This window comes from Flavobacterium enshiense DK69, assembly GCF_000498495.1.
GTDB lineage: Bacteria > Bacteroidota > Bacteroidia > Flavobacteriales > Flavobacteriaceae > Flavobacterium > Flavobacterium enshiense.
The window spans coordinates 132166-155120 of record NZ_AVCS01000006.1; the positions used below are offsets into that span (position 1 = coordinate 132166).

The following is a 22955-nucleotide window of genomic DNA, read 5'->3' on the forward strand; positions in this document are numbered from 1 at the left end:
AGTAGTTTTTATTTTCCGAAGCTCAGTATGTAGGTTTCCAAGGCTTTACGTTCTTCGTCGGTGAGCGCTTTGGTAATCTTGAAATTAGCCTTCATCGTATTGTACTCTGCAGGAACTACAATAGGTCCGCTTTTCTCAGTTAAGAAATCGGGTATGCTTGCTCCTTTTTCCTTATACGTTTTAGCTATCAGGGCTAAAGGTGGCCCTACTAATTTCTCGTTAGGTTTGTGACAGGTGTGACACGTACCTCTTCCGTTAAATATTTCTTTTCCTAATTCGAAAGAAACTTCTTCTGCTGATTTTTTTACCTCAGGGTATAAAGGTTCTTCTTCTTTCTCTTTTTTTTCTTTACCACAAGATACCAATGCGAGTGAACCGATCAGGAAAACCATTATCAGCACGGGAAAAATGAATGTATACTTTTTCATTTTCTTAAACTTTTAACGTTAGCATCGTCTCTCAAAGTTAAGAAAAAGCATCGAGAATCTCCCTTAAAGTAAAGAATCTTATTTGTTCAATAAGATTGCCGCTTCTTTGGCGAAGTACGTAGAGATTAAACTCGCACCTGCACGTTTGATACACATCAACTGTTCCATCATGATTTTGTCGTGATCCAACCAGCCTCTTTCAGAAGCTGCTTTAATCATCGCATATTCTCCTGATACATGGAAGACAGTTACAGGAACATTCACTGCATTTTTCACTTCACGAACAATATCAAGGTAAGCGATTCCCGGTTTTACCATGACCATATCGGCACCTTCTTCCACATCCATAAGTGCTTCTTTAACGGCCTCAATACGGTTGGCATAGTCCATTTGGTAGGTTTTCTTGTCTTTCGGAACTTCGATTTCGGCTTCTTTTGGAGCACTGTCCAACGCATCTCGGAACGGACCGTAAAACGCTGAAGCATATTTCGCTGAATAGCTCATGATACCCACATTATGAAATCCAGCTTGATCCAAACCTTCGCGCAAACGCAGTACGCGTCCGTCCATCATGTCGCTTGGCGCTACGAAATCGGCTCCTGCCTGAGCATGGGAAACCGCCATTCTCACTAAGGCTTCCGTGGTTTTGTCATTTTCGATATCGCCGTTTTCAATGATGCCGTCGTGTCCGTAAATGGAATACGGGTCTAAGGCCACATCAGGCATAACAATCATTTCCGGACAAGCTGTTTTGATGGCTTTGATGGCCCGCTGCATTAGTCCGTTAGGATTCCAGGCTTCTTTACCTGTATTGTCTTTTAAATCGTCATTGGCTTTCACATAAATATTCACAGCACGGATGCCTAAAGCAAATAACTCTTTTACTTCTTCAATGGTCAAATCTATCGAACGACGATAAATTCCCGGCATAGAAGGGATTTCCACTTTTACGTTTTCGCCTTCAGCTATAAACATCGGGAACATAAAATCTGCCGGACTTAAACTGGTTTCGCGAACTAAACTTCTTATCGATTCGTTGACTCTTAGTCTTCTGCCTCTGTGTAATGGGAACATATATTTTAGCTTTTAGCTGTCAGCGTTAAGCTGTTAGCATGATTTAACTTATTTATTAATCCGTTCAGCATTTTTTTGATTTCTTCAATTTGAAGTAAAAGTTGTTGCCCTTTTTCAGCTTCAATAAATTTCAAATCGATGCTTAATATAATTTGATATTCTAATTCATTGGCTGAACCAAATGAAATATAAAGAAATCTACAAAAGTCTTTTTCTGTATTTCTGCCGCAACCTTCAGCAATGTTCATTGGTATGGAACTGGCGGCTCTTTTAATTTGACTTGTCAATCCAAATAATTCTTCTTTTGGAAAGGTGGAAGTGATTTTATAAACATCCAGTGTTAATTGATGTGATTTTTGCCAAACTAAGAACTTTTTGTAATCCTTCATATTTTATACAATTCTGAAAGCTGATTGCTAAAAGCTGGCAGCTATGCAATCCAATCAACTGGATTTGCTAATACTTTAATCAATTTTTCTTCTTCGCTTCCTGCTTCCGGATGATGATCGTACACCCATTGCACATGTGGCGGTAAACTCATCAGGATGGATTCGATTCTTCCGTTGGTTTTTAATCCGAACAAGGTGCCTTTGTCGTGAACTAAATTAAATTCAACATAGCGACCCCGACGGATTTCCTGCCAGGTACGGTTGGCTTCGGTATAGGCTAGATCTTTTCTTCTTTCTACAATCGGTAAATAGGCAGATAAGAAACTGTTGCCGACTTCGGTCACGAAATTGAACCAGTTTTCCATTGACATATTTTCCGTAGCTTTTAAATGGTCGAAAAATAGTCCGCCAATACCTCTGGCTTCATCACGGTGTGCGTTCCAGAAATACTCGTCGCATTGTTTTTTGAATTTCGGATAGAATTCCGGATTGTGTTTGTCACAAGCGGTTTTACAGGTTTGATGGAAGTGTTTTGCATCTTCCTCAAACAGATAATACGGCGTTAAATCCTGTCCGCCTCCAAACCATTGGTTTATGGTATTTCCTTCTTTGTCATACATTTCAAAATAACGCCAGTTGGCATGAACCGTCGGTACCATCGGGTTTTTAGGATGGATTACCAAGCTCAGTCCGCAGGCAAAAAAGTCGACTTCGCCCACACCAAAATAGGTTTGCATGGCTACCGGCAACGCTCCGTGCACGGCTGAAATATTTACGCCGCCTTTTTCAAAAACGTTTCCGTTTTCAATCACGCGGGTTCTTCCGCCGCCACCTTCGGGACGTTCCCACAAGTCCTGACGGAATTTTGCTTTCCCATCTAAGTCTTCCAAACCTTTACAGATTTGGTCTTGAAGGATTTGAATGTATTTATAGAATTGTTCTTTCATTTTAAGATAGCAGCTAACAGCTAAGGGCTATTAGTTTATTTTTGATATTCCTTAACCGCTTCCACAAAAGCCTTTGCATGATCAACTGGGATATTTGGTAAAATTCCGTGGCCAAGGTTTACGATGTATTTGTCTTTTCCGAATTCGTCAATCATTTCATGAACCATTTTCTTGATGGTCGGGATCGGTGATAATAATCTTGAAGGGTCAAAGTTTCCTTGAAGTGTAATGTTTCCGCCTGTTAAATAACGTGCGTTTTTAGGAGAACACGTCCAATCAACACCTAAAGCAGAAGCTTTGGATTTTGACATTTCGTTCAATGCAAACCAACAACCTTTTCCGAATACGATTACTTCCGTTTCTTCGGCTAAAGCTTCTACAATCTGATTGATGTATTTCCATGAAAATTCCTGATAGTCGGTCGGCGATAACATTCCGCCCCAAGAATCAAAAATCTGAACAGCATTTACGCCCGATTTTACTTTTTCCTTTAAATATAAGATGGTTGTATCGGTAATTTTCTGCAATAAAGTATGCGCTGCTACCGGATTTGAAAAGCAGAATCCTTTTGCGGTGTCATAACTCTTAGATCCTTTTCCTTCTACGGCATAACAGAAGATTGTCCAAGGTGAACCGGCAAAACCAATCAACGGCACTTCGTCGTTCAGCATTTCTTTGGTCAGTTTGATGGCATCCATTACATAACCTAAGCTTTCTTCTATATTCGGAATGAAAACTTTCTCAACCTGCTCCATTGAACGGATAGGATCGGGGATAATCGGACCCAAATTATCTTTCAGTTCCACGTGGATTCCCATCGCTCTTGGCACAACCAGAATATCCGAGAATAAAATAGCAGCATCCGGTTTAACGATTCGGATTGGTTGCACGGTGATTTCGGCAGCCAGTTCCGGGGTTTCACAACGGGTGAAAAAATCGTATTTGTCGCGCAATGCACGGAATTCCGGCAAATATCTTCCCGCCTGACGCATCATCCATACTGGTGGGCGTTCTACGGTTTCTCCTTTTAAAGCTCTTAGAAATAGATCGTTTTTTAACATAGTATACAGTTTGCAGTTTATGGTTTACGGTTTTTGAAAAGAGTAAAACAGAAACGCTATTTAAATTCGTTAATACATTGTATAATCGTGTTTTCAATGGTCGGTTGATTGGCGATTATAATATTTTTTATTCCCAAACGGCTTGCTGCTTCTGCAGTCGTGTTTCCGATGCAGAAGGCGATCTCCTTTGTGATTTTATTTTCTTTCAGGTAACTTTCCAGGCCGGATGGGCTGAAAAACAAAATTCCGTCTGGTTTGGTATTTATTTTTTGTGGTGTCAGTACCGTTTCGTACACGGTGATTTCATTAAAGGAAACTCCGGCTTCCTTCATCATTTCCGGCAAAGTGTCGCGACGCAGGTTTCCGCTGAAAAACGTATATTGGTTGTTTGGATACACCAAGGTGATGATTTCCGCCAGGTCTTCGGCATAACCGGTATAGGCTACGACTTTGAAACCGTTTTCTTCCAATAATGTTTTGGTTTTTAGTCCGACACAGAATACGTCCTTCGATTTCAGTTCAGCAACTTTTGGATGTTCTAAGATACTTTGTACTCCGTTCTGGCTGCTGAAAATCAGCGAGTCATGAATATTTTTTAATTCGAATGCTACGGGTTTGGTGGTGATGAAATCGGCTTCAACCACTAAAAAACCAGCATTCAATAAATATTGTTTCTGGTTGGGTAACAATTTTTTCGTGGACAGTATGCGGATAGAATCACTCATTACTTTTTCAGTTTCGATTTGATTTCGGCCATTAAAGCTGTTCCGCCGTTATCCAATATTTCTTTGGCACAATTGAATCCGAGTTTTTTCCATTCAGAAATATCAAAAGAACGGTCGATTTCGATTTTCTCTTGACCGTCAATCGAGAATAGAACACCTTTAAAATGAATGGTGTCATCGATTTCGTTGTATCGGGCAATGGCTCCTATTGGCGCGGTACAGCCTCCTTCAAGGGTTCTTAAAAACTGGCGCTCTATATAGGTGCAGATTTCGGTTTCGATATGGTTAAGTTGAGCTAAAGCGTCTAAAGAGAATTCGTCGTTTTCCATAGCTACAACCAACATGGCACCTTGAGCTGGTGCTGGAATCATCCAATCCAAGTCGATATAGGTTTCGGGCTTTAAGTTAATTCTCTCCAGACCGGCCGCGGCAAAAATCGCTCCATCCCAATCACTTTCGTTTAATTTCTGCATGCGAGTGTTTACGTTTCCGCGCAAATCCTCTGTTTTGTGATTAGGGTATTTATTAAGCCATTGTGCTTGACGTCGTAAGCTTCCGGTGGCTACAGTTCCTGATCCGTTTAAAAAATCCACATTGCCTCTATGTACTAAAATGTCCAATACGTTGGCTCTTTCCAAGACTGCTGCCTGAACGATGCCTTGCGGCAAAGCAGTCGGAACGTCTTTCATCGAATGAACTGCAATGTCGATTTGACCTGAAATCATGGCAACGTCCAGGGTTTTGGTGAAAATTCCGGTAATGCCCAATTCGTATAAAGGCTTGTCCAGAATGATGTCGCCGGTTGATTTTACGGCTACTATTTCTGTGGAATACCCAAGTTCCTGTAATAGGTGCTGAACGGTGTGTGCCTGCCATAAGGCCAGTTCACTGTCACGGGTTCCTATGCGTATGGTTTTAGTCATTTTTTACGGTTTCTATCTGAAAGATTTTTTCGATCCACTCGATGCTTTCATCGACCATGGTATTATCATCTTTGAGATGATTGGCAAAATGGTTTGTGATTTTCTGGATGATACGGCTGCTTATCAATTCTGCCTGTTCTTCATCAAAATTGTTGATTTTTTTGCGGTGAAGTGTCAACTCTTTGTCCTTGATAGTGTTCAGCTTTTCTTTTAAAGCGTGAATAGTAGGTGCAAATTTTCGGGCTTTGGTCCAACTGATGAATTCGTCTTTGATTTCTTCGATGATAGCTTCGGCTGCAGGGATGTGTTTTCTACGATTTTCCAGGGTTTCGTCGGTCATTTGCGATAAATGATCCATATGAATTAACGTAACATCGTCTAGTTCCTGAACATTTTCGTTTACGTTTTTCGGAACAGATAAATCCAGAATCAGTAACGGTTTTTTAAGGTTCAGGATTGCTTTGTCGATGGTTGGGTTCTGTGCGCCGGTGGCTACCACCAAAACATCGGCCTTTTGAATTTCTGCTTCTAAATTAGCGTAGTCTTTAACGATAACATTTAGTTTACGGGCTAATTTTTCCGCTTTATCTTTAGTTCTGTTTATAAGGGTAATTTGCTCGTGCTTGGTGTGTTTTACCAGGTTTTCGCAAGTATTTCTTCCTATTTTTCCAGTCCCGAAAAGTAGTATGTTTTTATTGGAAATGTCTTCTACGTTGTTGAAAATGTATCGAACAGCGGCAAAGGAAACCGAAGTGGCACCCGAGGAAATTTCAGTTTCGTTTTTAATGCGCTTGCTGGTTTGGATTACCGCATTGCACAGGCGTTCCAAGTAATTATTAACAAGGTTGTGGCCTTTACTGGCTACGAAACTGTTTTTTATCTGACTGATGATTTCAAAGTCGCCCAAGATTTGACTATCCAAACCGGTTCCTACACGAAACATGTGGCCAATCGCTTCAGTGTTTTTGTGTACATAAGCTACTTTCTGAAAATCTTCTATAGTTCCCTGGCTGTTCTCGCACAACAGTTTAATTAACTGAAACGGGTGTTGTGCAAAGCCATATATTTCGGTTCTGTTGCAGGTGGAAGTGACAATTAAACTTTCTATCCCATCATTTTTAGCTTGTAGCAATAATGCTTCTTTAGCAGCATTGTCCAAACTGAATTTTCCCCTGATCTCTGCATCCGCTTTCTTGTAACTCAATCCGACAACATAGAAAGAAGTAGGTTTTGATATAGTAGTGTTTTCCATGTTTTTCACTTTTTACTAAAAGTAGAACAAATGTACTGCTAACCGTTTTATAAAAATAACGCTGTAAGGACTATTTGTGTCGCTGAGAGATTTTTTGTCTCCGAAAAGGTTCATTTGTGTTATTTCTTGTAAATTTGTATAAAAATCAACCTTTCAGAAAGATTTTATTTAGAGTGATTCTAAATAAATTTTAATAGTCTTTCAAATAAAGTTACAAAAAAATATCGCTATGGGTTCTATGGAAGAGATAAAAATTGAAGAGGACTTTATTTTACTTCGTTTTCAGAATGATTCGGAGGAGATTGTTCGGTTTGAACGTCCCGTAAATATGGGGCTTATACAATTTCATTTTGGATTGAAAGGAAATGCGAAGTTTATTTTTAATCAAGGTGCCTATGTATTAGCCTTGAATGAAGAGAAATCGCTTTTGCTGTATAATCCACAGAAAGAGTTGCCGCTTCAGATGGAAATTGCGCCTAAATCGTGGGTAATAACGGTTTTGGTTTCTATTAGGAAATTTCACGGTTTGTTGTCGGATCAGGCGGAACACATACCGTTTTTAAGTGATCAGAATCAGGGTAAAAAATATTATGGTGAGGAAAATATCAGCCCCTCGATGGCTATTGTGCTTAATCAAATGTTTCATTATACGCTGAATCCTTCGATTAAAAACATGTACTATAAAGGGAAAGGATATGAGTTACTGAGTTTGTTTTTTAACAGGAATGAAGATCCCGATGCCGAACAATGTCCTTTTTTGATTGACGAGGAAAATGTGTTAAGGCTGAAGAAAGCCAAGGAAATCATAATCGCCAATATGGGAGAACCGCCTGGATTGCAGGAATTGGCAGATCAGGTGGGCTTAAACCTGAAAAAGTTAAAAATGGGCTTCAAGCAGATTTATGGCGATACGGTTTACGGTTTTTTGTTTGATTATAAAATGGAATATGCTCGCCGTTTGCTGGATTCGGGTTCGTATAACGTGAACGAGGTGGGTCTGAAAATTGGCTACAGTACGGCTAGTCATTTTATTGCCGGGTTTAAAAAGAAATTCGGAACTACACCTAAAAAGTACTTGCTTGAGAAAGCGGTATAATAAAAAAAACACCCATTTGGGTGTTTTTTTATTTTTATTGATAATAATGTGCGACTATTTGAACTTCGTCGTTTCCTGTGCCGAGATACATTTTCATTGCACCGGATCCACCGGCAGCTGATACTGCAAGTTGTGCAGAAAACATTGGGCAATAGGTTCCGGGGGGTAATTTTACATAGTCTGTTCCACAGTTGTGATAGTTGTTGGTTTCTCCCCTGTCGTCGTTATGATTGGTGTAGTATTGGCCGCTTAGTCCCAATCCTCCACCAATTGTAGATGTGCCGTTGTCTATTTCAAAGGCGCCTCCGATTAAGTTTCCGTCAATATCCGTGGTTACTACTGGTCCTAGATAATTGTCCTTCCTGAAATACATCATTGTTTGCACGGCTCTTGCGTGACCGTCATTTACCCGTGTTGTTGCGTTTTTTTCAATATCCCAGGATACCGAATAATTGATTTCAATAATGGCTGGTTCTGTGAGCGTAAAGGTTGAATTTGGAATATCCCTTGGGATTGCTGAATATTCAAAGCCATCACCATAACCGTGTTGAATGATCTGATTAATGGAGGGGTCTCGTTCGTCTCTAAGGTAATTCTCAGCATCAAATAAAATGGCGATGTTGTTTTGCGCAGTTCCTAATATTAAATCACCGTTAGCATTAACAAAAACTCTAGAAGTAGTTCCTGGGCCCAAGTTGTTTGGGTTGGCAGGATAGGCTAGTCCGTCTATTTTTACAGTAGAGACTGCACCGCCAACATGGAGTCCTTGTTGCGGAGTGGTGGTTTTAATTCCAACCTGGCTAAAAACGCAAAGTGGAGTCAATAATAGAATTGGGTATATATATTTTTTCATAGCCTATTTTGTTAGTTGTAAACTCTTACTTTTATTGTGTCTTCAGCACCGCCAAATCCTATACTGGTTACTTTGGTAGGGCCATCAAAAATTTCTGCGAAAAAGTGGATGGAGTGTGTTCCGGGCGGGACAGTGGTGTATCCGTGGCCATTTGTAAATGAATAACCTAAAATTCCCTGATTTGCGGATGCGTATGACTGGGCATTCAAGCCAAATCTTTTAGAAGCTTCCACTGCATCTAAGCCGTCGTTATTAATATCGATGCAAAAGTAGATTTTGAATACCCTTGAAGAAATATCATAAAAAGGAATAAGGTTTGCTAAGCCTAAGTTTAAATCTCCCATAGAAATCAGAGAGGAGATGCAATATTTTACTTCAACTAAAGCGCTTCCGGGAGCTGTAAAGTTTACCTTTTTAATTAATCCGGTGCTGTATGTGTCGAGAGCAGGACTTGTTACAATATTACCAAAATTTAAAGGGCCGTTAGGGATAAAATCAGGTAACGTAAGTAAAAAATTGATTGGAGCCACTGCTCCTCCTGATGTAGTGCCATTATTAATGGAAGGATTTAAGGTTACATCACCAAGCGCGTTTACATAGGCTAATGCTGGTTTTATGCCGTCATTATGCGCTGGGTTGTTGACAGCACTAAGGCTTTCAATTCTAATTGTTGAAGTGTTTCCAGCGACATGTAGGTCGGCTAGAGGATTGGCTGTTCCTATTCCTACTTGTGAATACATCACGGCAGGAATGATTGCTAAAAGTAATAGTATTTTCATGGTTAATTGGGGTTTTAATATAATCTCATGAATACTGAATCTGTATCTATGGCCATTTTAACATAGGTATACATGGCAGGCAAGTTTGAAGATACTTCGGCTTTTAATTGAAGCGTGTGCGTTCCTGGTGTAAGCTGAACATAGGTGGTGCTTGAATTGTAGAGGTTTCCAACGGCTCCCAGTCGGTCTATTGCTGTATATGGCAATGGGTTTTTGGTGTTGTTGTTCATGTAGTTTCTTGAAGCCTGACCGTATTTTCTCGGAAGGTTGTCTACTGTGTAGTAGGTAGATACACGTCTGGCGCCACCATCTCGAATCATGGTAAGAACTCCTGATGCTTCCTTTTCATATACTTGAAAGCTAACGCTGTATTTTACCTCAAGAATGGCAGCTCTTGGAACGGTAAGCGTATAGGTGAAGATAGTTGCATCGACTTTTCCGTCGGCATCGGCTGGAAACATCCTGATGTTACATGCTGGAATTATTGCATGATCAATGGCGTCCACTCCATCACTATTGATGGTGCTGCCTAACTTTAAGGTCAGGATGCCGTTGTGGTCTACATAAAGCGGATAAGTAGCGGTAGGGGTTACGTTTCCACCATTGGTTGTGTTGTTGTCTTTGTCAAGACTTTCAACACGAAGCGTTCCAACGGTTTTGTCTAAGTGAAGTTTTTGTTGAGGGTTTGTTGTTCCTATCCCAACAGCGTTGCTTTGGGCTTGTGAGGAAAAACAAAGGAGCAATGTGGTAATCAAGTAGGCGTTTCTCATGCTCTTCAGGTTTTTAGGGGTTAATAATTGGGGGTGTTTTTATTAGATGCAAATTAATCCATGTGGTTGCGTTATGTTTTAAATAAATATTAATTTTCCTTTAATTGTGAGTTGTATTATAGCTTTTTGCTTAAAAATAACAATAAATTATTTTATTTATTGACAATATAAAAAATATAACTTTTTTACTACAATTTGTTGTGATTAAGAGTGAAAACACAAAAGAGCTTTTGTTTTTTTAACAAAAAACTGTAATACAAATATGAATAAAAAATCAGAGTAGATCCTAGTGTTTGTAGTGTTTTATTGTCACAAATCGCATTTATTTTTTTAAATTATTTGCAATAGTTTAATGAGTTTTTTAAAAAATGATGTTTTTCCGCTATCTTGCTTTTATGTGATAAATATGTGTGAATAAAAAAGCAATCTCGAAGGATTGCTTTTTTATTGAGTAAAATTTTGTTTAGTCGTAGTATTGTGAAATAATCAGCACTTAAATTTGTTAATCATGCAAAATTGTTCGAAATGTTAGTTGCTGTTACTTTAAGCCTGCTAAGTAAAGTGGAAGGGTGCTATATAAGATTCATGGCTTTTATGTACAATTTCTTTTCTGAAGGATGTTGTAAAGCACGCTTCAAATATCTCTTTTGATGAGTTATAATGTGTTAAATTGTTGCAAGTAAGGTTGGTGCAAATGTGTGCGTAGAAAATTTGTGCTTGTTGTGAAGCGTGAAGCTTAAAAAAGAACATGTTTTATAATTTTCAATGTTATTAATTAATAGTATTTTTGAAAAAAAATTATGATGAAGGGAGTATTACTGGTAAATCTCGGTTCGCCTGAAAGTCCGGAGCCAAAAGATGTCAAGCCGTATTTAGATGAGTTTTTAATGGACAAATACGTAATAGATGTGCCTTATTTATTACGTGCTTTTTTGGTTCGCGGAATCATTTTGAGGAAACGCCCTGAAAGTGCTGCAGAAGCCTATCGGAAAATATGGTGGAAAGAAGGCTCCCCGCTCATTGTCCTTTCCAAAAGAATGCATGAAAAAGTAATGGAAAAAAGCGAATTGCCTGTTTCTTTGGCCATGCGCTATGGAAAACCGTCAATTGAAGCCGGATTACAGGAATTGTATGATCAAGGTGTGAGGGATGTGTTGCTTTTGCCATTATACCCACAGTATGCCATGGCTTCGACCTTAACCATTTTGGTTTTGACGGAAGAAATCCGAAAAGAGAAGTTTCCGGATATGAAAATTACGGATGTACCGGCTTTTTACAATAAACCCGATTACATTAAGGCGCTTTCTGATTCCATAAAAAATTATTTAGGAGATTTCGATTACGATAAACTTGTGTTTTCTTACCACGGGATTCCCGAAAGACATGTCCGCAAAACGGATCCTACTAAAAAGCATAAAAAATTTGTGACGGATGAAATGTGTTGTGAAGTGGGAACCCCGGAAGCAGAATTCTGTTACCGTACTCATTGTTACGAAACGACACGTTTGGTGGTGGAGCAGCTCCAGATTCCAAAAGACAAATATTATGTTACTTTCCAATCCCGTCTGGCTGGCGATAAGTGGCTTGAACCATATACCGATGTTGTTTTAAACGATTATCCAAAGCATGGAATTAAAAAAGTAGCGGTAGTGACTCCTGCTTTTGTAACCGACTGTCTGGAGACACTGGAGGAAATCGCCATGCGTGCCAATGAAGAATTTATCGAAAACGGAGGAGAATCTTTCTTGACGATTCCGTGTCTGAACGATGACGAACAGTGGTGTCAGGTGGTGGCCACATGGATTAACGACTGGGCTAAAAATTAATCATGGACGCATACTATGACTACATAAAATCCCTGCATCTGATCTTTGTGATCTCTTGGTTTGCAGGGCTTTTTTACATCGTAAGGCTGTTTGTTTATCATGCCGAGGCTAAGGCAAAATCGCAACCGGAACAGGACATTCTGATAAAACAATACCAGCTAATGTCTTATCGTTTATGGTACATCATCACCTGGCCATCCGCAATCCTGGCGAGTATTTTTGCGTTTTTGATGTTGTTCGGGACCACTCCCGGAGATACTTGGCTGCATACGTCATGGATGCACGTGAAATTAGGATTCGTTTTCTTATTATATTTATATCACCTGAAATGCCATCAGATTTTCCTGCAATTGCAGCGGAACGAAGTGAAACATTCTTCCGGTTTTTTCCGATTGTGGAATGAAGGTGCAACCCTGATTCTTTTTGCAGTGGTTTTTCTGGTGATATTAAAAGATGCTTTCAATTGGGTGTATGGCGTAATTGGGATTTTTCTTTTTTCGTTTATACTTATGCTTGGATACAAATTCTATAAGAAAGTGAGAGAAAAAAACGAGTCTTAGGCTATGGCGAAACCGATTAAAATAACGCAGTTGTCCCTTCGATTACGAATCTTTCTGTCGATGGTATTTCTAACTTTGATTGCGTCGGTTTTGATTGCTGCGGTTTCGATTTATCAGTTTAAGAAGGAAGCCCTCGATTACCATCAGGACCGTCTGGAGCGTAAGGAAGATGCTATTACAGAGCATATTAATTACATTCTTTCCACTACAACTTATCCGCTTACCACCAAAAACCTCCCGCTGATTTTTAAGGAAAAGATCTATGAATTGGCCAATATTCACAGTCTTGAAATCAATATTTACGATTTAAACGGGAAGCTTCTTATTTCTTCAAAAGGGGCTTTTTCAATCGATAAAGTGGCCAAACCTATTCAGCCCATTGTTCTTAAAATAATGCAATCGTCCACCAATAAGCGTTTTGTGGATTTGCAGATGATCAACGACCAAAAATACCGTTCTGCCTACAGCTATTTAAAAGATACCAAATTCAAGCCGCTGGGAATCTTAAACCTCCCGTATGTGGAGGAGACTACTTTTTATCAGAACGAGCTCCGGAATTTCCTTATGCGCTTCGGACAGGTATATTTGTTCATGTTGCTGATTTCTTTCGTAATTGCTTATTTCCTTTCGAGTTACATTACCAAATCCCTGCAAACCATCAGTGATAAAATCCGTGAAACGCAACTGAATAAAAAGAACGAGAAAATCCAATTACTGTCTACCAGTCATGAAATTAAATCATTGGTCGATGCTTATAACGGCATGGTGGACAAACTGGAAGAAAGTGCGGTCTTGTTAGCGCAAAGCGAAAGGGAGGAAGCCTGGCGTGAAATGGCTAAACAGGTGGCGCACGAAATCAAAAATCCGTTGACACCGATGCGTCTGACGGTGCAGAGTTTTCAGCGAAAATTCGATCCGAACGATCCGAATGTCTACCAGAAAATGGACGATTATTCGAAGACACTGATTCAGCAAATCGACACGATGAGTTCGGTGGCATCGGCGTTTTCCAATTTTGCATCGCTTCCGGCACAGCAGAATGAAACGTTGAATATTGTGTATGTCGTTCAGTTGGCATTGGATATTTTCAACGAACATTTTATCCATTTCTCAGCTGAGGAAGAGGAAATCATCACGAAAGTTGATCGTACGCAGGTAATCAGGATCATCACGAATCTGGTTAAGAACGCCATAGAGGCCATTCCCGAAGAAGAGACCAATCCGTTTGTTTTGGTTAAGGTCTTCCGTGAAAATGATACAGCAAAAATTGTGGTAAAAGACAACGGAAAAGGCATCAGTATTGAAAATAAAAATCGTATTTTCGAACCTAAATTCACGACCAAAACCAGCGGTATGGGATTGGGTCTTGGAATCATAAAAAACATCGTGGAAAGTTACCACGGAACCATTATATTAGAGAGTGAATTAGGCGTTGGAACCGAATTTACGGTAACACTTCCCATAATAAACATTTAAAAGAATGAACTACGAAAACATTTTAATCGAAAGAGAAAATGGAATTGCGGTTATCACTATTAACCGTCCTACAAAGTTAAATGCGTTAAATAAAGCGACTATCGAAGAATTGCATGCTGCCTTTAAGGCAGAAAATGAAGAGGCATCGACTAAAGTAATTATCGTAACCGGAAGCGGTGAAAAAGCGTTTGTTGCCGGAGCTGATATTTCCGAGTTTGCCAGTTTTTCGGTAGAACAGGGTTCACAATTAGCAGCAAATGGTCAGGAATTATTGTTCGATTTCGTTCAGAATTTATCAACTCCAGTAATTGCAGCCGTAAACGGATTTGCTTTGGGAGGCGGATTGGAACTGGCCATGGCGGCACACTTTAGGGTAGCTTCCGATAACGCTAAGATGGGATTGCCGGAAGTGACTTTAGGAGTAATCCCGGGTTACGGAGGGACACAGCGTTTACCACAATTAGTAGGTAAAGGTCGTGCCATGGAAATGATTATGACTGCCGGTATGATCGACGCTCCGGCTGCATTGAACTACGGATTGGTAAACCATGTGGTTGCGCAGGCAGAATTGCTTGATTTTGCAAAAGGGATCGCTGCGAAAATTGCCAAAAATTCAAGCGTGGCTATCGCAAAAGCGATCAAAGTAATAAATGATAATTATGTTGACGGTGTTAACGGTTTCCAATCGGAAATCAGAGCATTCGGAGAAAGTTTCGGAACTGAGGACTTCAGAGAGGGGACAACAGCATTTTTAGAAAAAAGAAAAGCTGAATTCCCCGGAAAATAATTGTCTAAGCGAACCTATATGTGTTCGCTTTTTTATTTTATTGAACATCAACTAAACCCATTGTTATATTATGTCACAGAAAGTAAATGATTTTCTTGAGGCAGTTGCCCAAAGAAACCCAAATGAGCCAGAGTTTTTGCAAGCAGTAAGGGAAGTAGCCGAAACGGTAATCCCGTTTATCGAGGAAAACAAGAAATACCAGAACAAGATGCTTTTGGAGCGCATGGTAGAGCCAGAGAGGGTTTTGATGTTCCGAATCGCGTGGATTGACGATGCCGGACAAACTCATGTTAACAGAGGGTACCGTATTCAGATGAACTCGGCTATCGGACCATATAAAGGAGGATTGCGTTTTCACCCTTCTGTGAATTTGAGTATTTTGAAATTCCTTGCGTTCGAGCAGGTTTTCAAAAACAGTTTGACTACGTTGCCGATGGGTGGCGGAAAAGGAGGTTCTGATTTCGATCCTAAAGGAAAATCAGACATTGAAATCATGCGTTTCTGTCAGGCTTTCATGACCGAGTTAGCGCGTCACATCGGCGCAGATACGGATGTGCCTGCAGGTGATATAGGAGTTGGAGGAAGAGAAGTAGGTTATATGTATGGTCAGTACAAGAAACTGCGCAACGAATTCACTGGCGTATTGACCGGTAAGGGAATTACTTTCGGAGGATCGTTAATCCGTCCAGAGGCAACCGGTTATGGCGATGTGTATTTTGCACAGAGCATGCTGGCTACCCGCGGCGAAAGTTTTGCAGGGAAGACTGTTGTGGTTTCAGGTTCCGGAAACGTGGCGCAATATGCTATCGAGAAAGCGACGCAATTAGGAGGGAAAGTGGTTACGGCTTCGGATTCTTCCGGATATATTTATGATGCCGATGGTATCGATGCTGAGAAATTGGCTTACATCATGGAAATCAAAAACGAGCGTTATGGACGTATCAATGAGTATGTTGCTAAATATCCGAACGCAAAATTCGTTGAAGGAAAACGTCCTTGGGAAGTAAAATGTGAAATAGCATTACCATGTGCTACACAAAACGAATTGAACGGGGAAGAAGCGAAAATGTTAATTGCAAACGGATGTTTCTGTGTGGCGGAAGGGGCCAACATGCCTTGTACACCGGAAGCGGTTTATGCATTCCACGATGCTAAAATATTGTTTGCTCCAGGAAAAGCGTCTAATGCAGGAGGTGTGGCGACATCTGGATTGGAAATGTCACAAAACTCGTTGCGTTTGACTTGGACAAGGGAAGAAGTAGATGAAAGACTAAAAGCGATTATGGATGACATCCACGAGGCTTGCGTATTATACGGAACAAATCCGGATGGTTATATAGACTACGTGAAAGGTGCCAATATTGCCGGTTTTGTAAAAGTGGCCGATGCTATGTTAGCGCAGGGTGTGGTGTAGTTAGTTTACAATCATATTAATAAAAAAACGGTCATCAGTTATAGAATTGATGACCGTTTTTATTTTCTGTCCGCTGCAATTAAATACTAAATACTGAACGCTGAATATTGGTGACTATCTCTCCCCTTCCCACTCCGCATAAAACTCTGCTAAAAAACCTTGCATATACGCATGTCTTTGTTCAGCGAGTCTCTTTCCGGTTTCGGTGTTCATTTTGTCTTTTAACAACAGTAGTTTTTCGTAAAAATGGTTTAGTGTTGGCGCTTCGCTGTTTTTGTATTCGTCCTTACTCATTCCAAGTTTAGGTTGAATGTTTGGGTTGTATAAAGGTCGGTTTTTGAATCCACCATAATTGAAGGTACGCGCAATGCCAATAGCACCCAACGCGTCCAATCGGTCGGCATCTTGAACGATATCCAATTCTTTGGAATGAAATTCCTTTTCAAAATTGCCGCCTTTAAACGAAATGTTGTCAATAATGTGAATCACATGTACGATAACGGCTTTCTCCGCATTTTGACTTTCTAAAAATGCACGGGCAGTTTTAGGGCCAATACTTTCATCGCCGTCGTGAAATTTACTGTCAGCAATATCATGGAGCAATGCGCCTAATTTTACCACGGTCAAATCACAATCTTCGTCTTGGGCTATCAGAAGCGCGTTTTTGTAAACACGTTGGGTATGAAACCAGTCGTGGCCTCCTTCGGCATTTTCGAGTTGCTGTTTTACAAATTGGATGGTGCTGTCTATCAGTGTCATTGCTTTAAGGATTAAAAAAATCCTTTCGGTTGGGAAAGGATTTTTTGTTCTATTTTCTTTATTCTATACTGTCAAAGAGATTATTTTACCAAAGCCGGTGTTACCCATTTGAAGATTTTCTCTTCGGTAGGAACTACCATACGTTCTGCGATTCGGGTCATTCTTGCAGGCAATTTCAACAGATAATCACGTGCTTTTTCGGCTTCATCCGTAAGGTTGGTGATTTTGTCGATTTGCCATTTCTCGTTTAATTTTTCAAGGATTTCAATATAATCCATTGCAGTATAAACCCCGATGCGCTGTGCGGATTCTGAGAATTTCTCAAACGCCGTTCCAATGCTTTCTCCGGATTCACGGATCAAGTTGGCCGGCATAGTGATTTTTTGTCTCATCATATATTCGAAGGCCAGCATCATCTGACTCGGATCCACTTTGAAGATGCGATCCACGAATTCGCTGTATGCTAAATGGTGGCGCATTTCGTCTCCGGCAATAATCTTACAGATTTTAGACAGTTTTTTATCACCGTATTTTTTAGCCAATTGTGCTACGCGATTGTGGGAAATGTAGGTTGCCAATTCCTGAAAACTGGTAAACACGAAGTTTTTATATGGATCACGGTCGGTTCCCGGATCGAAACCGTCGTTAATCAAATGCTGTGTAGTCATTTCTACTTCACGCATGTTCACGCGGCCTGATAAATACAGGTATTTGTTCAGTAAGTCACCATGGCGGTTTTCTTCACCGGTCCAGTGACGTAACCATTTTGCCCAGCCGTTATCTCCGTGTGGCGTTTTTTGATTTACGCCTTCAACATCCATTAACCAGGATTCATAGGTAGGGAGGGCTTCTTCCGTGATGGTATCGCCAACAAGAACTACCCAGAAATCATAGGGTAAATCTTTGGCTAACTCACGTAATTCGGTAACTTCGTCCAGGAAAGTATCTTTTTCTGAATTCGGCAATAAATCGGTCGGCTGCCAAATTTGTTCAACCGGGATAAGATAGTTTTCTACGAAAGTGTCTATATCCTTTTCCAGAAATTGCATCACTTCCAGACGCACATTTTGTACTGACATAACTTTATTTTTTTATTCCTTGAACCACTGCATTTTCTGTCTTCTCCATTAGTTCTGCAAAAGGATGGTCTTTAACAGCTATAGGTTCATGAATGGTGAATTGTAATCGGTTGCCCAATCCCATCGGAAATTTTCCGTAGCGGAGCATTTTCCAGGAATGGTTTATTGTTACAGGTACGATATACGCTGATGGCGCATAGCGACACAAAATTTTTATTCCATTTTCCGAAAAACGTTTCGGAACCCCGTTTCTGCTTCGTGTCCCTTCTGGGAAAATTACGGCAGAACGACGGTGTTTTTCTATATATTCGCCTAAACCTTTAATTACGGGTAAGGCTTGTTTAGGGTCTTTTCTGTCGATTAAGACAGAACCTCCGTGACGCAGGTTGTATGATACGCTTGGTATTCCTTTGCCCAGTTCTTTTTTGCTGACAAATTTCGGATGTGAACGGCGTAAATACCAGATCATCCCGATAATATCATACAAACTCTGATGGTTGGCTACAAAGATAACCGGAGCGTTTTTCGGAATCAAATCTATATTCTTAACATGATAAGTGGTTCCCAAAATATTGGTACACTTTACAAGTAAAAAGTTCAGATAATCGACACTTTTCTTGTGTGCCTGATAACCAAATAAATTTAAACATATCCATTGTATAGGGTGAAAAATCACCAGGCATAACACAAAAGCCACATAGAAAACAACAGATATTGGATACGATATTAATTTTTGCATTTATCGTGGTATTTGCTACAAAGATAAGGCATTAAATAAAAAAACCACGTTAAAACGTGGCTTCAATTGTGATTTTTTTACGTATTAACAGTGCTCGTTGAATGCGTCTTTAAGGTTTTCCGCGATTAATTCCGCAGGACGGCCTTCAATATGATGGCGTTCTAACATGTGAACCAACTCTCCGTTTTTAAATAAAGCCATACTTGGTGATGAAGGAGGGAACGGGAACATGTGCTGACGGGCAGCATCAACCGCTTCTTTATCCACACCTGCAAAAACCGTAATCAAATTGTCTGGTTTTTTACTGTTGTCTAAACTCATTTTTGCTCCCGGACGTGCATTTCTTGCCGCACAACCGCAAACCGAGTTTACTACTACCAATGTGGTTCCTTCTTTAGCTAAAGCGTTTTCAACTTCTTCAGCGGTATATAAATCCTGAAAACCGGCTTCTGTCAATTCAGCACGCATCGGTCTTACCATTTCTTCTGGATACATAATTTAAATTTCTAAGTTAATGTGCCGCAAAGTTACAAAGTAAAATTGTAATTTTTGTTAGAATGTTGTTAATGAAAATCAGCGGCTTCTTTCAGTAAAACAATCATGGTTTTGGCATCGGTAAATTCACTGATCTGTAACAAAATCGCGTTGTTTTGATCCAGGATTGAAAACGTAGGATAACTTATATTGCCATCAACTGTGGCGAGTTCCTCGGCCAATTCGTGTATGCCTGTGTTTTTGCCTTTCGGTTTATAGGAGAATGTCCGGTCTTTGATTACAATGGGTTCCTTACTTTCGGCATCCAGGGAAACAAAATAGAAATTATCATTGAGCAACTGAATGACCTCCGGATTTTTAAACGTGGAGTTTTCCATCATTTTACAGTACTTGCACCATGACGTATGAACAAATACAAAAATGGGTTTGGGCTGCTGTTGCTCTAATTTTTCGGCTTCTTCAAACGAATATGTTTTCAATTGGGCAAAACTGTTCAGCGTTGCCCAAAAGAAAAAGAAAAGTACGAGATTGAGTTGTTTCATTTATTTTAACGTATAGCGCAATCCGAAAAAGCCTCTGATTCCCTGATTCGGACCATACACATAACCGGTATCGAAGGTTAGATTGTACGGATTGTTCTGATCTAGGTGCTGGTCAAACGGATCTTCCGCCCTTGCAATGATAAACGGATTGCCTTTGTTCGGGGTCCAATTTAATAAATTTTTGATTCCGCCATACAATTCAAAGTTTTTTAACTTATTGAAAGTGAATTGGATGTTCTGGATGCTCCAGGTTGGCGAGTATTCTTTCCTTGGATCCAAATCACCAGCTAACGGCAAGCGCATCGGACCGTAAAGATTTCCCGTGTAATCGATGTCGAGGTATAATTTTCTAAGGCGATAAGAAACAGCCCATGTTCCAGAGAAGTTTTCCGTGAGTATCTGGTCGGTTGTTATGCCATGTTCCGTTTTAGTTACATCCATGAAAGTGACTCCTAAAATGATTTTCAGCCCGTTTTGGAAAACGGCATCGGCATTTACACTGATTCCTTTGGTAACGGCATATCCGTTAAGGTTTTTATAAATAATCTTGTTGGGATCTGTATCGTAATCCGGAGTGATCTGGTTGGTAAAATGGGTATACCAGGCAGAGGTTTCCAAAGCGATATAATCCCCGTCTTTGGAATAAAATTTCTTTAAATAGTTAATGTTCAGGTTGTAGGAACGTTCCGGCTCTAAATCCTCGAGGATCTCTACGTCCCTTGAACCCGTTAACGCCGAATGCTCTTCGGTAAACAGATTTACGATTCGGAATCCGGTACCGGCATTAAATCGTAAAATCGAACTGTCATCCGGCGCCCATTTGTAGGCCAGACGCGGCGTGAAAATGTTTCCGTGATTATCATTGTAATCGTAACGGATACCTAGCATCGCAGTGTGTTTTGCTGCCAAACGGATTTCATCCTGAGCAAAAAGGCTGGGGATCCAGTTTTCATCAGAAGTTGCGGTAGCCGGGGTATTGTCGTTATAGAACTGATAGCGGATGGCCGTTCCGAAAAGCAAATCATGACGGTTGATTTTTTTATCCCAGGTAAGCTGACCAAAACCAATTTTCTGTTGCGCCAAAAAAGGAACATCACCATAGACTGAATTCTGATCGTGGTCCGTGTATGAATAGGTCAACAGCATTTTTTCGGAAACAGGAAGTTCATAAGCGCCTAATAACTCCCAGCGTTTGGTGTATATGCTTTCACCGTAGACTTCATTGCCGCCTCTATATTTTTTCTCCCACTGCATTTCGCCTCCCCAACGATCTTCATAGAAGTAACGTCCGGCCATGGAAAAGAGTTTGTTGCTTTTGCGCTTGAAATTCCATTTTTGGAAAACGGAAATACGATCCTGTAAAGTTACATCGGTAAAATTATCGTGGTTGTTGTCGATGGGATTGCTATAGTTGAAGTAGTTTATACCGGTCAATATCGAAGCAGTGTTGTTAATATTCGCTTTAAAACCTATATCCGCGTTGACTTCGCCCCAAGTTGAGGCAAAAGCGTCGGCAAATACAAGGGGTGCGTTTTTTGGATTTTTTGTGATGATGTTGATCAATCCGCCCACGGCTTCACTTCCGTAGAGCGATGAGGCAGGCCCTTTTACGATTTCAACACGTTCCAAAAGCGAATTCGGAATTCCTGAAAGTCCGTATACCGTTGATAATCCGCTCACAATCGGCATTCCGTCGATAAGAACCAAAGTATAAGGCCCTTCCAAACCGTTGATGTGAATATCCCCTGTATTGCAGACATTACAATTCAATTGCGGGCGCACGCCGTTCACGTTTTGCAGGGCTTCAAAAATGGAAGCCGTTGGATTTTTTTTGAAAAAAGTGGGTTTGTAGACCTCTACCGGTACGGGGCTTTCCAAACGATTTACCGCTTTCAGGGTTCCGGTTACCACGACTTCGTCCAGCGAATTGGTTTCTTTCAGATCAAAATCCATGATGATTTCTGTCGTGTCTGAAAGCATTATTTTTTTTCTGACCGGTCGAAATCCGGAGTGAGATACCACGATTTCATAATTGCCTTTGGGTATATTGTTTATGCTGTAATTACCCAGACTGTCGGTGGCGGTCCTCATATTGGTTTTGTGTAATGAGACGTTGGCCAGTTCAATCGGAAGACCTAAGGACGTAACTTTTCCTTTAAGAGTTGTTTGTCCGAAGGTTGCGATAGTCAATAAAAGGAAACTTATGTAAATTAGATTTTTCACAATTATATTTTAGTCGGTGTGTAAATAAAAATTTAGGCAAAACTAAAAATATATTTTGAATTAAAAAAATTTGTATTTTTGGAAACGTAAAAAAAATGTAATGACATATTCTGAAGAAAATTACCTGAAAGCGATATATCATCTTTCGTTAACCCAAAAACAGGGCGTGAGTACCAATGCTATTGCAGGCATGGTAGAAAGTAAGGCTTCGTCTGTGACTGATATGATAAAAAAATTGGCGGAGAAGGAATTGGTAATTTATCAGAAATATCAAGGTGTCATGTTAACCGATAAAGGATTGCTGGCAGCCAAAATGATTGTGAGAAAGCACCGCTTATGGGAAGTCTTTCTGGTGGAAAAGTTGGATTTCGCTTGGGATGAGGTGCATGATGTAGCTGAAGAGCTGGAACACATTAAATCGGAAAAACTGATAAACAAACTGGACGCTTTTTTAGGTTTTCCGACTGAAGATCCGCACGGCGATCCAATCCCTGATCGAAATGGGAATATCGTTAAAGTTGAAAAACAGTTGTTGTCGGAGTTTGAAGTTGGACAAACCGGAATTTGTGTTGGCGTAAAAGATTCGTCATCGAGTTTTTTACAATATTTGGATAAACAGCAGATTGCCTTAGGCTCTAAAATAAAAATAATTGCAAAAGAAAGTTTCGATATGTCGCTGACCATTGAAGTGGAAAAGAAACATATGATTATTTCGAATAAAATTGCAAGTAATCTTTTTGCAAAAATCGTTTCATAAA

General features: G+C 40.2%; 24 protein-coding genes. 7 read left to right on the top strand and 17 right to left on the bottom strand.

The window, feature by feature from the left end; translation table 11 throughout:
• Window positions 1-8 precede the first annotated feature (8 nt).
• The 8 genes from FEDK69T_RS03355 to hemA all read right to left on the bottom strand — a co-directional run bounded on the left by FEDK69T_RS03355 (window position 9) and on the right by hemA (window position 6799).
• Window positions 9-428, bottom strand: coding sequence for a c-type cytochrome (locus FEDK69T_RS03355; RefSeq protein WP_023572734.1), 420 nt, complete (start codon window positions 426-428; stop codon window positions 9-11).
• A gap of 78 nt (window positions 429-506) precedes the next feature.
• A complete protein-coding gene (gene hemB / locus FEDK69T_RS03360) occupies window positions 507-1502 on the bottom strand; it encodes a porphobilinogen synthase (protein WP_023572735.1) in 996 nt (331 codons plus the stop codon).
• Between the two features lie 5 nt (window positions 1503-1507).
• Window positions 1508-1891: a four helix bundle protein gene (locus FEDK69T_RS03365; protein WP_023572736.1), complete on the bottom strand. Its 384-nt coding sequence runs from the start codon at window positions 1889-1891 to the stop codon at window positions 1508-1510.
• 41 nt (window positions 1892-1932) lie between these two features.
• A complete protein-coding gene (hemF, locus tag FEDK69T_RS03370; RefSeq protein ID WP_023572737.1) occupies window positions 1933-2838 on the bottom strand; it encodes an oxygen-dependent coproporphyrinogen oxidase in 906 nt (301 codons plus the stop codon).
• A gap of 35 nt (window positions 2839-2873) precedes the next feature.
• On the bottom strand, window positions 2874-3899 hold the full coding sequence (hemE, locus tag FEDK69T_RS03375) for a uroporphyrinogen decarboxylase (RefSeq protein ID WP_023572738.1): 1026 nt from the start codon (window positions 3897-3899) through the stop codon (window positions 2874-2876).
• A gap of 56 nt (window positions 3900-3955) precedes the next feature.
• Window positions 3956-4624 (bottom strand): uroporphyrinogen-III synthase, encoded by a 669-nt coding sequence (locus FEDK69T_RS03380; RefSeq protein WP_035630643.1) that lies wholly within the window; start codon window positions 4622-4624, stop codon window positions 3956-3958.
• Window positions 4624-5547, bottom strand: a complete 924-nt coding sequence (gene hemC / locus FEDK69T_RS03385) for a hydroxymethylbilane synthase (RefSeq protein WP_035630642.1) — start codon at window positions 5545-5547, stop codon at window positions 4624-4626. The genes FEDK69T_RS03380 and hemC overlap by 1 nt, the downstream gene beginning before the upstream one ends.
• A complete protein-coding gene (hemA, locus tag FEDK69T_RS03390) occupies window positions 5540-6799 on the bottom strand; it encodes a glutamyl-tRNA reductase (RefSeq protein ID WP_023572741.1) in 1260 nt (419 codons plus the stop codon). Before hemA ends, hemC begins: the two co-directional genes overlap by 8 nt.
• A 229-nt stretch (window positions 6800-7028) precedes the next feature.
• Between hemA and FEDK69T_RS03395 the strand changes: the two genes are divergently transcribed.
• Window positions 7029-7895, top strand: coding sequence for a helix-turn-helix transcriptional regulator (locus FEDK69T_RS03395; RefSeq protein WP_023572742.1), 867 nt, complete (start codon window positions 7029-7031; stop codon window positions 7893-7895).
• Between the two features lie 34 nt (window positions 7896-7929).
• On the opposite strand, the gene FEDK69T_RS03400 is transcribed toward FEDK69T_RS03395, so the two are convergent.
• The 3 genes from FEDK69T_RS03400 to FEDK69T_RS03410 are packed head-to-tail and all read right to left on the bottom strand — an operon-like array spanning window position 7930 to window position 10297.
• A complete protein-coding gene (locus FEDK69T_RS03400) occupies window positions 7930-8748 on the bottom strand; it encodes a hypothetical protein (protein ID WP_023572743.1) in 819 nt (272 codons plus the stop codon).
• Window positions 8749-8759: 11 nt separating this feature from the next.
• On the bottom strand, window positions 8760-9527 hold the full coding sequence (locus tag FEDK69T_RS03405; RefSeq protein WP_023572744.1) for a hypothetical protein: 768 nt from the start codon (window positions 9525-9527) through the stop codon (window positions 8760-8762).
• Window positions 9528-9541: 14 nt separating this feature from the next.
• The gene (locus tag FEDK69T_RS03410) at window positions 9542-10297 is read right to left on the bottom strand and encodes a hypothetical protein (RefSeq protein WP_023572745.1); all 756 of its coding nucleotides are present in this window, start codon (window positions 10295-10297) and stop codon (window positions 9542-9544) included.
• A gap of 803 nt (window positions 10298-11100) precedes the next feature.
• On the opposite strand from FEDK69T_RS03410, the gene hemH reads away from it, so the two are divergent.
• The 5 genes from hemH to gdhA all read left to right on the top strand — a co-directional run bounded on the left by hemH (window position 11101) and on the right by gdhA (window position 16360).
• Window positions 11101-12123, top strand: coding sequence for a ferrochelatase (gene hemH / locus FEDK69T_RS03415; protein ID WP_035630640.1), 1023 nt, complete (start codon window positions 11101-11103; stop codon window positions 12121-12123).
• A gap of 2 nt (window positions 12124-12125) precedes the next feature.
• Window positions 12126-12683, top strand: a complete 558-nt coding sequence (locus FEDK69T_RS03420) for a CopD family protein (RefSeq protein ID WP_023572747.1) — start codon at window positions 12126-12128, stop codon at window positions 12681-12683.
• A gap of 60 nt (window positions 12684-12743) precedes the next feature.
• Window positions 12744-14159, top strand: coding sequence for a sensor histidine kinase (locus FEDK69T_RS03425; RefSeq protein ID WP_023572748.1), 1416 nt, complete (start codon window positions 12744-12746; stop codon window positions 14157-14159).
• A 4-nt stretch (window positions 14160-14163) separates the two neighbouring features.
• On the top strand, window positions 14164-14946 hold the full coding sequence (locus FEDK69T_RS03430; protein WP_023572749.1) for an enoyl-CoA hydratase/isomerase family protein: 783 nt from the start codon (window positions 14164-14166) through the stop codon (window positions 14944-14946).
• 70 nt (window positions 14947-15016) lie between these two features.
• Window positions 15017-16360: an NADP-specific glutamate dehydrogenase gene (gene gdhA, locus FEDK69T_RS03435; RefSeq protein ID WP_023572750.1), complete on the top strand. Its 1344-nt coding sequence runs from the start codon at window positions 15017-15019 to the stop codon at window positions 16358-16360.
• A 114-nt stretch (window positions 16361-16474) separates the two neighbouring features.
• Here gdhA and FEDK69T_RS03440 read toward each other — a convergent pair whose 3' ends face one another.
• The 6 genes from FEDK69T_RS03440 to FEDK69T_RS03465 form a co-directional block, all read right to left on the bottom strand.
• Window positions 16475-17119, bottom strand: coding sequence for an HD domain-containing protein (locus FEDK69T_RS03440; RefSeq protein ID WP_023572751.1), 645 nt, complete (start codon window positions 17117-17119; stop codon window positions 16475-16477).
• Between the two features lie 80 nt (window positions 17120-17199).
• Window positions 17200-18198, bottom strand: a complete 999-nt coding sequence (locus FEDK69T_RS03445; protein WP_023572752.1) for an acyl-ACP desaturase — start codon at window positions 18196-18198, stop codon at window positions 17200-17202.
• A 4-nt stretch (window positions 18199-18202) separates the two neighbouring features.
• Entirely contained in the window at window positions 18203-18937 is a 735-nt protein-coding gene (locus FEDK69T_RS03450; protein WP_023572753.1) for a lysophospholipid acyltransferase family protein, read from the bottom strand.
• Between the two features lie 84 nt (window positions 18938-19021).
• A complete protein-coding gene (locus FEDK69T_RS03455; RefSeq protein WP_023572754.1) occupies window positions 19022-19432 on the bottom strand; it encodes a BrxA/BrxB family bacilliredoxin in 411 nt (136 codons plus the stop codon).
• 68 nt (window positions 19433-19500) lie between these two features.
• The gene (locus FEDK69T_RS03460) at window positions 19501-19974 is read right to left on the bottom strand and encodes a thioredoxin family protein (RefSeq protein ID WP_023572755.1); all 474 of its coding nucleotides are present in this window, start codon (window positions 19972-19974) and stop codon (window positions 19501-19503) included.
• Window positions 19975-22197 (bottom strand): TonB-dependent receptor, encoded by a 2223-nt coding sequence (locus tag FEDK69T_RS03465; protein ID WP_023572756.1) that lies wholly within the window; start codon window positions 22195-22197, stop codon window positions 19975-19977.
• Window positions 22198-22297: 100 nt separating this feature from the next.
• Between FEDK69T_RS03465 and FEDK69T_RS03470 the strand changes: the two genes are divergently transcribed.
• Window positions 22298-22954 (top strand): metal-dependent transcriptional regulator, encoded by a 657-nt coding sequence (locus FEDK69T_RS03470; RefSeq protein WP_023572757.1) that lies wholly within the window; start codon window positions 22298-22300, stop codon window positions 22952-22954.
• The last annotated feature ends 1 nt before the right edge of the window (window position 22955 follow it).

Bases quoted from the DNA above. Each gene is read 5' to 3' on its own strand.
- hemC (WP_035630642.1), bottom strand. From the start codon at position 5,547: ATGACTAAAACCATACGCATAGGAACCCGTGACAGTGAACTGGCCTTA.
- FEDK69T_RS03460 (WP_023572755.1), bottom strand. From the start codon at position 19,974: ATGAAACAACTCAATCTCGTACTTTTCTTTTTCTTTTGGGCAACGCTG.
- gdhA (WP_023572750.1), top strand. From the start codon at position 15,017: ATGTCACAGAAAGTAAATGATTTTCTTGAGGCAGTTGCCCAAAGAAAC.
- FEDK69T_RS03440 (WP_023572751.1), bottom strand. From the start codon at position 17,119: ATGACACTGATAGACAGCACCATCCAATTTGTAAAACAGCAACTCGAA.
- FEDK69T_RS03425 (WP_023572748.1), top strand. From the start codon at position 12,744: ATGGTATTTCTAACTTTGATTGCGTCGGTTTTGATTGCTGCGGTTTCG.
- FEDK69T_RS03410 (WP_023572745.1), bottom strand. From the start codon at position 10,297: ATGAGAAACGCCTACTTGATTACCACATTGCTCCTTTGTTTTTCCTCA.
- FEDK69T_RS03365 (WP_023572736.1), bottom strand. From the start codon at position 1,891: ATGAAGGATTACAAAAAGTTCTTAGTTTGGCAAAAATCACATCAATTA.
- FEDK69T_RS03380 (WP_035630643.1), bottom strand. From the start codon at position 4,624: ATGAGTGATTCTATCCGCATACTGTCCACGAAAAAATTGTTACCCAAC.
- hemF (WP_023572737.1), bottom strand. From the start codon at position 2,838: ATGAAAGAACAATTCTATAAATACATTCAAATCCTTCAAGACCAAATC.
- FEDK69T_RS03395 (WP_023572742.1), top strand. From the start codon at position 7,029: ATGGGTTCTATGGAAGAGATAAAAATTGAAGAGGACTTTATTTTACTT.
- FEDK69T_RS03450 (WP_023572753.1), bottom strand. From the start codon at position 18,937: ATGCAAAAATTAATATCGTATCCAATATCTGTTGTTTTCTATGTGGCT.
- hemA (WP_023572741.1), bottom strand. From the start codon at position 6,799: ATGGAAAACACTACTATATCAAAACCTACTTCTTTCTATGTTGTCGGA.
- FEDK69T_RS03445 (WP_023572752.1), bottom strand. From the start codon at position 18,198: ATGTCAGTACAAAATGTGCGTCTGGAAGTGATGCAATTTCTGGAAAAG.
- FEDK69T_RS03405 (WP_023572744.1), bottom strand. From the start codon at position 9,527: ATGAAAATACTATTACTTTTAGCAATCATTCCTGCCGTGATGTATTCA.
- hemE (WP_023572738.1), bottom strand. From the start codon at position 3,899: ATGTTAAAAAACGATCTATTTCTAAGAGCTTTAAAAGGAGAAACCGTA.
- hemB (WP_023572735.1), bottom strand. From the start codon at position 1,502: ATGTTCCCATTACACAGAGGCAGAAGACTAAGAGTCAACGAATCGATA.
- hemH (WP_035630640.1), top strand. From the start codon at position 11,101: ATGAAGGGAGTATTACTGGTAAATCTCGGTTCGCCTGAAAGTCCGGAG.
- FEDK69T_RS03470 (WP_023572757.1), top strand. From the start codon at position 22,298: ATGACATATTCTGAAGAAAATTACCTGAAAGCGATATATCATCTTTCG.
- FEDK69T_RS03430 (WP_023572749.1), top strand. From the start codon at position 14,164: ATGAACTACGAAAACATTTTAATCGAAAGAGAAAATGGAATTGCGGTT.
- FEDK69T_RS03455 (WP_023572754.1), bottom strand. From the start codon at position 19,432: ATGTATCCAGAAGAAATGGTAAGACCGATGCGTGCTGAATTGACAGAA.
- FEDK69T_RS03355 (WP_023572734.1), bottom strand. From the start codon at position 428: ATGAAAAAGTATACATTCATTTTTCCCGTGCTGATAATGGTTTTCCTG.
- FEDK69T_RS03420 (WP_023572747.1), top strand. From the start codon at position 12,126: ATGGACGCATACTATGACTACATAAAATCCCTGCATCTGATCTTTGTG.
- FEDK69T_RS03400 (WP_023572743.1), bottom strand. From the start codon at position 8,748: ATGAAAAAATATATATACCCAATTCTATTATTGACTCCACTTTGCGTT.